Genomic DNA, 12,418 nt, shown 5'->3' on the forward strand with positions numbered 1-12,418 from the left:
AATTTAAGAGTACCCATTATGTTTACAGGCATTGTAGAAAGTTTAGGAAAAGTCGAAAGTTTACAAAATGTAGGTGGTGATATCCGCTTGCGTATACAGACTGATCTTGATATGTCTGATGTTCACTTGGGTGATTCTATTGCGACTAATGGCATCTGCTTAACTGTTATTGCATGGGGCAATCAATGGTACGAAGCAGATGTGTCACTTGAAAGTATTCATCGTACAACTTTATCGAGTTGGAAGGTTGGGCAAACTGTCAATGTAGAAAAAGCGATGTTACCAACAACTCGCTTTGGTGGTCATATTGTTAGTGGACATGTAGATGTAGTTGGTGAAATTACGGTGCAACGTCAAGATGCACGTTCACTCTATTTTGAGGTAACGGCCCCGCCTGAAATTGCAAAATATTTAGCGGAGAAAGGTTCCATCACAGTTGATGGAATTAGTCTTACAATCAATCATCTACGTGGCAATGTGTTGAGTTTAAATCTTATTCCTCATACTGCAGAGCGGACCAATATTAGTACGTGGAAAGTCGGGACTAAAGTAAACTTAGAAGTCGATGTACTTGCACGATATATTGAACGTTTATTGCTTGGGGATAAGGCTGCTGAACATAAACCTGAGTCTAAATTAAGCATGGAATTTTTAGCACAGAATGGCTTTTTACGTTAAAAAATGATTAAAATAGAAAACAGCCTAAATTTTTAGGCTGTTTTTTTGTTTAAATAAATTAGGTATACAATCTATCTAAAGGAGAAAGCAACATGCTCAGAGAACTTCAGAATGATTGATTTTTTACTGCATTTAGAGCAGCTTTTACCTAGTTTATTAGAGCAATATGGCGTATGGATTTACGCAATTTTATTTTTAGTGATATTCGCGGAAAATGGTTCCGTTTTCATGTTTTTTTTACCCGGGGACAGTTTGCTCATCGCCATCGGTGCTTTATGCTCGACCACTGAGTTGATTCATTTGCACTATATGGGATTGTTATTATTTATCGCCTCAGTCCTTGGTTATATTCTCAATTTCTATACAGGGCGATGGCTTGGTATTAAATATTTTAGCGAGCACTCACGTTGGTTGAAACCTGAGTATATTGCCAAAACCAATGCTTATTTCGAAAAACATGGTGGTAAGACCATTTTAATTGCGCGCTTTATCCCTTTTGTACGTTCTTTTGCTCCATTCGCTGCTGGCTCTGGATATATGAGCTATAGCAGTTTCATGTTTTACAATATTATTGGTGCTTGGATTTGGATCGCACTTTTACTGGGTATGGGGTATGGCATGGGAAATATATTCTCAGCCATTTTAGATTTTTTTGCTTAAATTGATACTTCAAACCTGATAAAAAAAGCCCTCTGTGGGCTCTTTTAAATTTTATTAATGGTGAGTGATGTGCGATCAAACCAATTCTCTACCAAAGCTTCATCTTGAATTAAAAAGTCACCTTTTTTTGACTCATGTTTTAGATACACTAAAACGGATTGAAAATCTGCTCGACTAATCAATAGTTCTTGAGCACTGATTGTGACATGCTCGCCAGATTTCAAATGAGTGATTCGTTCAGAGATGTTGTTTAAAAGATCCATGGTGATACTTTCCTCATGTCCGTCAAATCGCAGAGAGCATTTAAATCACATTCATGGTGTGACAAATATGTTTCATTTTGATGACACTAAGCATCCACCGTTCGAGCCTCTAAGAAGGTAGAGATGTATTTTTTAAAATAAGTTCGATCTCTTCTTTTGCTGCTGCTTGAAGTTTTGATTTAAAGATTTGTACGGCATCTTCAATCATGGTTTCAGCTTCAAGCTCGAGACGTAAACGAATCGTATCTAAATCTTGATGAATTGATAAATGCGCAGAAGAGTTTCCTGAAAAGTCCCGATGGGGTGTAGTCACTTTTTGGTATTTTTCAGTATATTCACCGATCTCTGCATCAATCACTTGTCGTAACTGTACGAGCGAATCGGTTTGTTGTTGAAATTTTAGATATTCGTCTTGTAGAAGCTTTTGATTATAAGCCTCTTGCAGTGCACGTTTTTCTGCTAATGATTTTTCTAAAGCCAATTGCTTACGAATACGAGCTTCTTCAATTAATCGTGCTTTTTCATCCGCATAAGCCTGTTCAACCTTTAACTGAGCCACTTGTTGGGCACGATTATCATGGTCTAACCATTGCTCTGGTTGAGTTTGAGGTTCGAGTAAATCACTGATGCGATTAAGGTCGTCGATAAAAGCTTGGCGAACCGCTTCTGGCGCTTTCAACCAACGTTTTTTAAAATCTTGACCGACATTAATGGCCACCGTGATTCTCCTTTTTCCAATGACAACGCGCTAAAGTTTATGTGTTTGAGGTGAGATACCTAATTTTCGATAGGTTTTATATTTCTCTCGTCCAATTTCTTTGGCAGCTTCGTTGTTTTCAATAATTTCGATAATGTGACTGAAACGTGAAGGATCTTCAAGTGCATGAATGTGAAAATTAAACACGATCCATTCCTGAGTTTCAGGGAGCTTAGACGAAATACAAATAGCTGCTGATTGATCATCAATGCCATGTGTCAAAAAACTCTGTGGATCGAAACTCCAAAGTAAATCATCGAGTTCGTTTTGAATGCTCAATTCTGGACAATGAATCCATATTTTTGCAGGGTGACGCAGAATTTTTCGACATAAACGACAGGCACTTTGGACCTGTCGTTCTGGACTCTTTTCAAATAAGTAGAAGCTGATTTTAGACATTAATTTACGCGATTTGCGAGAAATTGAACCAATAATGGAACTGGGCGACCAGTTGCACCTTTTGCTGCGCCAGATGTCCAAGCTGTACCAGCAACATCTAAATGTGCCCAACGATATTCACGTGTGAAGCGTTGCAAGAAACAAGCAGCTGTAACAGCACCAGCTTTTGGACCACCAATATTGGCAATATCAGCAAATGGAGAGTCAAGCTGTTCTTGGTAGTCATCATAGACAGGCATACGCCATACACGGTCAAAGGATTGTTCACCAGCTTGAGAAAGTTCATGTGCCAGTTCATCATCTGGTGTGAACATACCTGTTAAAACAGAGCCTAAAGCAACAACACAAGCGCCTGTTAATGTTGCGATATCAATCACAAGTTCTGGGTTAAAGCGTTTGACATAGGTCAGCGTGTCACAGAGGACTAAGCGACCTTCGGCATCTGTATTTAGAATTTCAACAGTTTGACCACTCATCGTGGTGACGATATCACCTGGTCGAGTTGCATGACCTGATGGCATGTTCTCAGCCGCCGCAATTGCACCTACAACATGAATCGAAAGGCGAGCTTCACAGAGTGAGCGCATGGTTCCTAAAACTGAAGCTGCACCACCCATATCGTATTTCATTTCATCCATGCCTAAACCTGGTTTTAATGAAATACCACCCGTATCGAAAGTGATTCCTTTACCCACGAGGACGATAGGAGCTTGTTCAAGTTGACCTTGATATTCAAGAGTAATGATACGTCCAGGGCGATCTGAACCTTTGCTGACTGCAAGAAATGCATTCATGCCAAGATCAGCAATTTGCTGTTCATCTAGCACGGTTACTTTCAATAAATCTGGGAATTCTGCTGCCAATGCAATTGCATGATCCGCTAAATATTCAGGAAAACAAATATTTCCTGGACGATTTGCTAAATCACGTGCAACGTTTTGACCGCTTTCAATTGCTTGAATTAAGTTGAGTTGATTTGACGTTAGCGTAGAGTTTGATGCAATTAGATGAACTTGTTCGAGTATAAAGTCATTTTTTTTCGACTTAAACTCGTCAAAAGCATAAGCAGATTGAGTGAGTTTAAGTGCAAATAAGTAGTGTAATTCATTCGGCAAAGCTGAAATATCAACACTGATTTGTTTGAATTTTTTTTGTGAAGCTTTGATAATAGTTTGTGCAATTTTTGCTAATTTTGCAGCTTTAACTTCTTGTGCATTACCTAAGCCAAGTAGAATGCTATTCGGTTGATTATCAATTTGACCCAATAACGATAAAGACTCATTGAAACCTGCTTTGAATTGAGCTGCTTCAGTTAGGCTGTCTAAATTGTTGATTTGATAGTTGCTTTTAACTGCATGGGTGTTTTCAGAGTCCACTAAAATAACCAAATGTTGGCTTTCTGAAATTTGTGCCAATGATGTATTAATTGAAAGTTTCATATGCTTGTTGTGTGCCTATTGAGACCGTTTAAATCATTAAACCATTGAAACACTACCAATGATAGAATTTCAATGAGGTTTTATATTTTTAACATTCGGGTAAACTAGCGCTAGCCGATTTAACCTAATTTTGGAAGATTACTTTGATTATAAGACGTTACCTCGTCAAACAAGTGGTATCTACCTCTGTGGTTGTGATTTCATTGCTTACACTCATCATGTTGGGTGGGCGTTTGATCAAGTATTTTGGCGTGGCAGCTCAGGGTCGAATGGATGCAAGTATTTTATTTAGCATCATTGGCTACCGTCTTCCAGAATTTTTGACATTGATCTTACCTTTAGGTTTTTTCATTGGTCTCATGTTGGTGTTTGGCCGACTGTATGTAGATCATGAAATGGCGGTTCTCAATGGCAGTGGTGTTAGTCGTAATCAATTGGCTCGTTTATTGGTACCTCTCACAGCCATTTATTTGGCCATTCAAACGGTATTAATGGTATGGATGTCTCCATGGGGTATACGTGAATTTGAAAAGCTTACGACGACCCAAGCGGTTCGATCAGGCTTTGATTTGGTACGTCCAAAAGAGTTTATTTCCTCAGGTCCTTATACCATTTATGCTGGTGCACTTTCGGAAGATCGTAAAAACTTAAAAGAAATTTTCTTCTATCAGCGTGCAGATAAGCCTGAAAAACCTGACATCATGATTTTAGCGAAAGAAGCGACACGTGTTGAAATGGTCGGTGAAACAGCGAGTGTTGTTGATTTAACCCAAGGTCGCCGTTACGAAATTTATCAAGATAGTCCGAAATATAGTCATACCGAGTTTGCTTCATATCGTTTGCGTCTTGAAAGTGATAAAGAGGCGAAATTCGAAAGTGGTGATGTAGAAGCGTTACCAATTTCGAAGTTGATTGAAACTCGTGAAGACCCTGTAGTTGCCAGTGAATTGGGCTGGAGAATATTTGTGCCATTTACATTGATTGTGGCATTGATGTTAGCAACGGCATTGTCTGAGGTTACTCCACGCCAAGGACGATATTTAAAATTATTTCCTGCACTCTTAATTTTTGCTAGTTTGATTGTGGCATTAATGGCGATTAAAACCAGAATTAGTAAAGATGAGATTGGTATTTGGGCTTATCCCGCTATCTTGATTGTTTATGCAGTGGGTGCAGCGATTTTCTCGCGTAAACAAAAACTAGCGCCTAAGTTAAAAAAACGAATTGAGCAGGTGAAATCATAATGTTGGCACGTCGAATTGTCGCAAAACATGTGACGAAAACCACAGCGCTGGCGATGTTGGGTGCTACAGCGATTTTATCAGCCCTTCAAATTCTTTTTACCTATATGGGTGAATTAGGCAGCCTGAAAGAAGGATATGGAGCTTGGCAAGCGCTTATTCATGTTCTATGGGCTTCACCGCAATATTTATATGAAATTTTACCTATTTCAGCATTGATTGGTGCAGTGCTCGGTTTGGGTTCAATGGCTTCAAATAGTGAGCTGATTGTCATGCGTGCTTCAGGGATTAGCCTGTGGCGTATTGTGGGTTGGGTCATGCGCTCAGCAATGCTCTTGGTATTGCTTTCATTTTTACTCAGTGAATATGTTATTCCTTACACCAACGAGAGGGCGGAAAGTATTAAAGACCGTCGTTCTGTTGCTGAGCTTGGCGAAGTCAAAGGGTATTGGACTCGAGAAGGTCAGCGTTTTATTTATATTGACTATGCAAATGCGCAAGGGCAGTTACGTCAAGTTGAGATGATGGACTTTGATCAAGATTATCGTCTGAAGTCAGTCTTGACTGCGGATCAAGGTGAATTTGTACAAAATGGACAATGGTCTTTAATTGAAGCCAGTCAGATGGATATTTTTCCTGAAGGCTATTCGAGACTGATTCAAACTCCTCAGCAGGATGTTGCTTTAGCGCTTCAACCTAAATATGTTCATATGGTGACGATTGATCCTGAAGATTTAGCTCCAAGCCAATTGATCAGTTTTATGCGCTATATGGATGAATATAGTCAAGTTCCTAAAACGTATTTACTTGCATTCTGGCAAAAAGTGGCTTCGCCATTTGCATTGTTGGCACTCGTACTGATTGCTTGCTCTTTTATTTTTGGCCCTTTACGGCAACAGTCTATGGGTTTTCGTTTAGTGATTGCGTTATTTGTAGGGCTTGGTTTTTACTACCTACAAGACTTCTTAGGGTACGCGAGCTTGGTGTATTCACCATCTCCAGCTTGGTTTGTTTTTCTGCCAATTGTGCTTATCTTTGCGGTAGGTAGCTATTTGCTATATCGAGCGCGCTAGAGAATTTTTAAATTGAAAAATAGATGGTCTAGATCAATCAAAGCCATCGTGTTCAGATAGAGTCTTAATGAAAAATTCGTTAAGATACGTTGATTAATTTGTAAACAGAAAAGAGTGTATATCATGACGGATGCAACTGCTGGCAAAATCCCTCACGTTTTAGTCATTATGGATGGTGTGGGTCATCGTGAAGCGGTCGAAGATAATGCTTTTCTTGCAGCGAAAACACCTAATTTAACTGCAATGAAACAGAATCATCCACATGGTCTGATTTCAGGTTCAGGTGAAGATGTTGGTCTTCCAGATGGCCAAATGGGGAATTCAGAAGTTGGTCATATGAATCTTGGTGCTGGACGCGTGTTGTATCAAGATTTCACTCGTATTACCAAAGATATCCGTACTGGTGATTTCTATAAACATGAAGTATTGGTTGATGCTGTAGAAAAAGCAAAAGAAAATCAAAAAGCAGTACATATTTTTGGATTGTTGTCTGAAGGTGGTGTTCACTCTCATGAAGACCATATTGTTGCTATGGCAGAGTTGGCACTAAAAAGAGGTGCTCAAGTCTATTTACATGCTTTCTTAGATGGTCGTGATACTCCCCCAAAAAGTGCACAACCATCTTTAGAGAAATTAGATGCATTATTTGCCCAATATCCAGGTCAGGGTCGAATTGCAACGATGATCGGTCGTTATTTCGCAATGGATCGTGACAATCGTTGGGATCGTGTCGAACAAGCATATCGTTTATTAACAGAAGGTGAGGCTGTTCGCGTAGTTGAGTCTGCTGTGGAAGGTCTCGAACAAGCGTATGCTGCTGAAGAGTCAGATGAGTTTGTGAAAGCAACACGTATTGGGGATGTAGCCGCAGTACAAGATGGTGATGCTGTTGTTTTTATGAATTTCCGTGCAGATCGTGCTCGCGAATTGACAAAAGCATTTGTTGAACAAGGCTTCGATGGTTTCGAGCGTAAAGTTGTGCCTCAGCTTGCGAAATTTGTCATGTTAACGCGCTATCAAGCGACAATTAATGCGCCGGTGGCATATATGCCAGAACCGTTGGTCAATTCAATTGGTGAATACCTGTCTAATTTAGGTAAAACTCAATTACGTATCGCGGAAACTGAGAAATATGCCCATGTGACTTTCTTCTTCAGTGGTGGTCGTGAAGATGAGTATCCAGGTGAAAAACGTATTTTGATTCCATCACCAAATGTTGCAACCTATGATTTAAAACCAGAAATGAGTGCTTATGAAGTCACTGATGAGTTAGTGAATGCAATTAATTCAGGTGAATTTGACTTACTCGTTGTGAACTATGCAAACGGCGATATGGTTGGACATACAGGGGTATTCGATGCTGCCGTTAAAGCAGTAGAAGCAGTGGATGTCAGCTTAGGTCGTGTCTATGATGCAGTGATGGCGAAGAAAGGCCATATGTTGATCACTGCGGATCACGGTAATGTTGAACAAATGCAGGACTATGAAAGTGGTCAAGTCCATACTCAACATACAACTGAGCATGTGCCATTTATTTATGTAGGTCCAACTCAAGCGAAAATTGCAGAGGGTGGTGTGCTTGCAGATGTTGCACCGACATTATTGAATTTAATGCAGTTGCCTGTTCCTGCTGAAATGAAAGGTCGCAATTTAGTGACTTTAGTTTAAAAATAAGAAGGAATTCAGTATGAATCCATTGTTATTCAAACTCATGTTAGGTCTAGCTTTAAGTTTGAATGGGGTTCATGCTTTCGCTGCTGGATCTAAGGGTCCAGCAGTTGATCCTTTAGAAGAAGACTGGTCATCTAACAGTTCAGAAGTTCCGATTGAATCTATACAGCAGTTTGTTCAGATTTACGGTACAGTAAAAGAAAACTATGTCACTGAAGTCACTGACGATCAGTTATTTTTACAAGCGATCCAAGGTTTGGTGAGTGGGCTAGATCGTTACTCTCGCTATTTATCTCCAGAAGATTATCGCCAACTCCTCAAATATACCGAGGAGGATTTAGCGAGTATCGATTTTGATCTTAGCTTTGATACCTCACGAGGTTTATGGCAGATCGAAAATTTAGATCCCGATAGTGACTCGGCAAAATTAGGATTGGCCAACGGCGTTACACTTTACAAAATTGATGGACAAGAGCTTAGATTGCTAAACCAAGATCAAGTCAAAGACTTGCTCAGTGGCTCGATTGGATCAACCATCAGTTTACAAAGATCACCGAACTCATCTCCAATTATTTTAGTGAGAAATCAAAAACTAGATGTTGCCGATATACAAGCACATATGCTGAGTAATCAAGTTTTACTATTAAAGGTGAAAGTTTTTCAGCAAGATACTGCGAATGAAATAAAACGTTATATCGATGAGCATCATAGCCAACAACTCAAAGCTGTTTTAATAGATCTAAGAAATAATCCGGGTGGATTATTATCTTCTGCTGTGGAAACGGCAGATTTATTTTTAAATCAGGGTTTGATTGTATCTACACGTAGCCGTTCAGAAGGTGATCAACAATTCCAAGCTTTACCTGGACATGAATTTACAGGGCTTAAAGTCGGAGTATTGATTAATCAACGTTCGGCTTCTGCAGCAGAAGTATTTACGGCAGCAATGAAAGATCATCAACGCGCCGTAATCATTGGTGAAAAGAGTTATGGTAAAGGTGTTGTGCAAAAACTCTTTCCACTTGAAAATGGTGCGGCACTACAAATGACAGTATCTCATTACTTAACACCGAATGGTGTCGAGATTGATGGGCAAGGCATAGCCCCTAATATCGAATATCCTTGGCCGCAGGATATGAAGGAGGAGGTTTACCTCCAACACGCAGCCGATTTGTTGTTAAGAAGCCGTTAAATATCATCAATATCGGGGTGATGCTAAGTTATTCATCTTCAGTATCTAAACCAAATTTTTTTAAACGATATCGTAATGAGCGGAATGTCATTCCTAATTTTTTGGCGGCTAGGGTTCTGTTCCAATGCGTTGAGTTTAACGCATTAATTAAAACTTCTTTTTCTACTTTCTCAAGGTATTGTTCTAATCCCTCTTCGGGCAAACCTTTGGGTATTTGAGACGTTAAATCAGTAGTTGCTTCAATTTGACTATTTGGTTGTTGTGCTAAAGGTTGGGATGTTAAGCCTAATGAAGGGCTTTTAACATGCTCGACGGCTATGAGCTTATCATCGCAAAGTGTAAGTGCACGCTCGATGATATTTTTAAGTTCGCGTACATTCCCCGTAAATGGTTGTTGTTTAAGGAATTGTATCGCCTCTTGAGACAGTTGAGGGGCTTCAATACGCCATTCACTACTGATTTTATCAATAAAATGTTGAGCTAGAACAGGAATATCTTTGGGTCTATCGCGGAGTGGGGTAAGACGTAAATCCATCACATGAATTCTAAAAAATAGATCTTGTCTAAATTTGCCTTGTTGAACCAATTGCTCAAGATTTTGATGGCTTGCACTGACAATCCTAAAATCAACATCAAGCTCTTTATCACTGCCAATCGGACGTATTTTCTTTTCTTGAACTGCTCGTAGCAATTTAGCTTGCATGGCGAGTGAAAGCTCTGCAATTTCATCTAAAAATAATGTTCCACCATCAGCAGTTTGAATTAACCCTTGTTTGTCTTGGTCAGCACCCACAAAACTGCCTTTGATATGACCAAATAATTCACTTTCCATCAGGTCTTCATTCATCGCACCACAATTGATCGCGACAAAGGCATGATCATGACGATTACTGAGTTGATGAATAAGATTCGCAACGATTTCTTTACCAGTCCCTGATTCACCTGTAATAAAGACAGGTGCTTGTGATCGAGCTATTTTTTTGATTGCTGTACGAAGCTGTTGAGTTTGTTCTGAGACACCAATCAGCAGTTGTTCCTCAAGTGGAAGCTGATTGAGATCATTATCCACTGCAGGGGTATGTAATGCTTTCTTAAGCAATTGATGCAAATGCTGTTGATTAATAGGCTTACTGACGAAATCGAAAGCGCCTGCTTTTAAAGCAGAGATTGCCAGCTCCATATTGGCATAGGCGGTCAGTACCGCGATGGGCGTCTTCGGGTAGTGCTGGGTGACGTATTTAACTAAATCGATGCCATTGCCATCCGGTAAATTGAAATCGGTGATACACGCATCGTATTTATATTCGCTTAGAAAATGTAGCGCTTGTTTCAAATGATGTGCCATATGCGTTTTAATGCCCATCCGAGAAAGGGTCATTTGCATCAACATACATAAATCAGGTTCATCATCGACTAAAAGTACTAAAGGTTGTTGCTTTACCATAACCTGATCTTATCCATCTAAACGTCTGTCTTATGGCATGTAATACGAAAACATGCACCTTGCTGTTCTTGCTCGATATAACTCAATTTTGCTTGGTTAGCTTCACAAATACTTTGTGATAAATATAATCCTAAACCAGTTCCATTGGTTTCAGTACTAAAAAATGGTTGAAATAATTGAGATAAATCATGTTGTTGGATGCCTTTGCCAAAATCGATAACATCAATAAAAATTTGATTTTCTGAACAACTGCTTCTGACAAAAATGTACTCTGCGGTCGGATCATTATGACGAATAGCATTACGAATTAAATTAATCAGAACTTGTCGCAGTTGGATTTCATCAAAATAAACTTCAAGATTAGCTTCAAGCTGTAATTGAATATGAGAACTGATATCTGCTAAATCTTGGTGAATAAGATCATGCATAAACTGTTCAAAATGAATTAGTACACCAGCAGTTTTTTTATTCTTTGCCATATCCAATGTGTCTTTGACGATTTTATCAATACGCTTTGCTTGCTTGGCAATCATTTGATTGAGCATACGTTTTTGTTCTTCATCCGAATCATCATTAAGTTCATTAGCTTGTACGATTGCCGCTAAAGGATTACGTATTTCATGTGCAATGCTGGCTGATAATTGACCAAGAGAAGCTAATTTCATTTGTTGAACTTTCTGATTAAGCTTTTGCGCATCTTCCAAAATTAATAGCGTGAGCGCTTGTTGAGGTGTAACCAGTTTTTGAATACGAATATCAACCGTATAGGATGATTGATGCGATTCAAATTGAAAGCGCTCTCCATGAGCAACTAATGTGTTTTTGAGAATTTCATAGAGATCTGGTTGAAAATTTGCAAGATTATATTGTTCATGAGCATAGAGTGGCGAAATACCGAGTAGGGAACATGCAGCAGGATTGCAGACGATAATTTTACAGTGATCATCTAAGACCAGATAACCAACTTCGATTTGCTCAAGAATATAACGATTAATATTTTGTAATTTAAAGAGTTCGTTAGCTTGATGTGTATTGACCGATTCGAGTACTTGAAACCGTTGTATTGATACTTGACCAATGCCATGAACCACAAAAAATAAAAAGGCAAGAAAGGCACTGTCACCAATATTATTTAGACTTTCAATGGAGAACAAACTACCAAAAAACTGTTGATATACGATCCCAATCACCGCGACCAATGTGATGAATAAGGCTTGGTTTTTACTGAGTAAAAAATTTGCTGCAAAGACGGAAATGACAAACAATAACCCAATTGCGATATTGGGGCCACCGAGTGCAAAAGTAAGAGTATTTAGAAAGAGCAGGTCAACTGCAAATAAGGTGATAATTTGTTTAGAAATAACTTGTGGTAAGTATTTTAAAACGATCGTTTGTATGATGCTGCTTGCAACATAAAGGAGTAAAGCGTAAAAATAGATTGATTCGTATTGATAAAAATAACGTTCAGAATCAATCGTCAGTAGGAATATGAGCGTTAAGCTTAGGGCGATAATGATACGATAACTTGAATATAGTGTTCCAAGACGGTAGATCGTTTGGTAAATAGAAATTGAAGCAGCAGACGTCATTGGAATACTCAG

Annotated in this window: 11 protein-coding genes and 2 pseudogenes; 6 read left to right on the forward strand and 7 right to left on the reverse strand. The window is 39.1% G+C overall.

Annotated elements, in window-relative coordinates; genetic code table 11:
• Positions 1–18: 18 nt before the first annotated feature.
• Entirely contained in the window at positions 19–678 is a 660-nt protein-coding gene (locus AC1M9E_RS00950) for a riboflavin synthase (protein ID WP_092767353.1), read from the forward strand.
• Positions 679–789: 111 nt separating this feature from the next.
• Complete coding sequence (locus tag AC1M9E_RS00955) at positions 790–1,338, forward strand: VTT domain-containing protein (RefSeq protein ID WP_488224940.1); 549 nt, start codon at positions 790–792, stop codon at positions 1,336–1,338.
• A 44-nt stretch (positions 1,339–1,382) separates the two neighbouring features.
• On the opposite strand, the gene AC1M9E_RS00960 is transcribed toward AC1M9E_RS00955, so the two are convergent.
• The 4 genes from AC1M9E_RS00960 to AC1M9E_RS00975 all read right to left on the reverse strand — a co-directional run bounded on the left by AC1M9E_RS00960 (position 1,383) and on the right by AC1M9E_RS00975 (position 4,196).
• A complete protein-coding gene (locus AC1M9E_RS00960) occupies positions 1,383–1,601 on the reverse strand; it encodes a hypothetical protein (RefSeq protein ID WP_035263886.1) in 219 nt (72 codons plus the stop codon).
• A gap of 109 nt (positions 1,602–1,710) precedes the next feature.
• Positions 1,711–2,319, reverse strand: coding sequence for a cell division protein BlhA (blhA, locus tag AC1M9E_RS00965; RefSeq protein ID WP_488224941.1), 609 nt, complete (start codon positions 2,317–2,319; stop codon positions 1,711–1,713).
• Positions 2,320–2,349: 30 nt separating this feature from the next.
• Complete coding sequence (locus AC1M9E_RS00970; RefSeq protein WP_092767347.1) at positions 2,350–2,757, reverse strand: DNA polymerase III subunit chi; 408 nt, start codon at positions 2,755–2,757, stop codon at positions 2,350–2,352.
• Positions 2,757–4,196 carry a leucyl aminopeptidase gene (locus AC1M9E_RS00975; RefSeq protein WP_488224942.1) on the reverse strand — a complete coding sequence of 480 codons (1,440 nt, stop codon included), beginning with the start codon at positions 4,194–4,196 and terminating at the stop codon, positions 2,757–2,759. The genes AC1M9E_RS00970 and AC1M9E_RS00975 overlap by 1 nt, the downstream gene beginning before the upstream one ends.
• 143 nt (positions 4,197–4,339) lie before the next feature.
• Here AC1M9E_RS00975 and lptF point away from each other — a divergent pair, with 143 nt between their 5' ends.
• The 4 genes from lptF to AC1M9E_RS00995 all read left to right on the forward strand — a co-directional run bounded on the left by lptF (position 4,340) and on the right by AC1M9E_RS00995 (position 9,373).
• The gene (lptF, locus tag AC1M9E_RS00980) at positions 4,340–5,440 is read left to right on the forward strand and encodes an LPS export ABC transporter permease LptF (protein ID WP_481607879.1); all 1,101 of its coding nucleotides are present in this window, start codon (positions 4,340–4,342) and stop codon (positions 5,438–5,440) included.
• Positions 5,440–6,510, forward strand: a complete 1,071-nt coding sequence (gene lptG, locus AC1M9E_RS00985; RefSeq protein ID WP_488224943.1) for an LPS export ABC transporter permease LptG — start codon at positions 5,440–5,442, stop codon at positions 6,508–6,510. The genes lptF and lptG overlap by 1 nt, the downstream gene beginning before the upstream one ends.
• Before the next feature lie 123 nt (positions 6,511–6,633).
• On the forward strand, positions 6,634–8,178 hold the full coding sequence (gpmI, locus tag AC1M9E_RS00990) for a 2,3-bisphosphoglycerate-independent phosphoglycerate mutase (protein WP_035263895.1): 1,545 nt from the start codon (positions 6,634–6,636) through the stop codon (positions 8,176–8,178).
• A gap of 19 nt (positions 8,179–8,197) precedes the next feature.
• Positions 8,198–9,373: a S41 family peptidase gene (locus AC1M9E_RS00995; RefSeq protein WP_228143113.1), complete on the forward strand. Its 1,176-nt coding sequence runs from the start codon at positions 8,198–8,200 to the stop codon at positions 9,371–9,373.
• Between the two features lie 28 nt (positions 9,374–9,401).
• Here AC1M9E_RS00995 and AC1M9E_RS01000 read toward each other — a convergent pair.
• The 3 genes and pseudogenes from AC1M9E_RS01000 to AC1M9E_RS01010 all read right to left on the reverse strand — a co-directional run.
• Positions 9,402–9,581: pseudogene (locus tag AC1M9E_RS01000) on the reverse strand (helix-turn-helix domain-containing protein); the annotation flags it as partial.
• 107 nt (positions 9,582–9,688) lie between these two features.
• Positions 9,689–10,817 (reverse strand): annotated as a pseudogene (locus AC1M9E_RS01005) (sigma-54-dependent transcriptional regulator); the annotation flags it as partial.
• A gap of 17 nt (positions 10,818–10,834) precedes the next feature.
• Positions 10,835–12,406, reverse strand: coding sequence for an ATP-binding protein (locus AC1M9E_RS01010; RefSeq protein WP_488224944.1), 1,572 nt, complete (start codon positions 12,404–12,406; stop codon positions 10,835–10,837).
• Between the last annotated feature and the right edge of the window lie 12 nt (positions 12,407–12,418).

This window comes from Acinetobacter sp. 24-47-47, assembly GCF_057737035.1.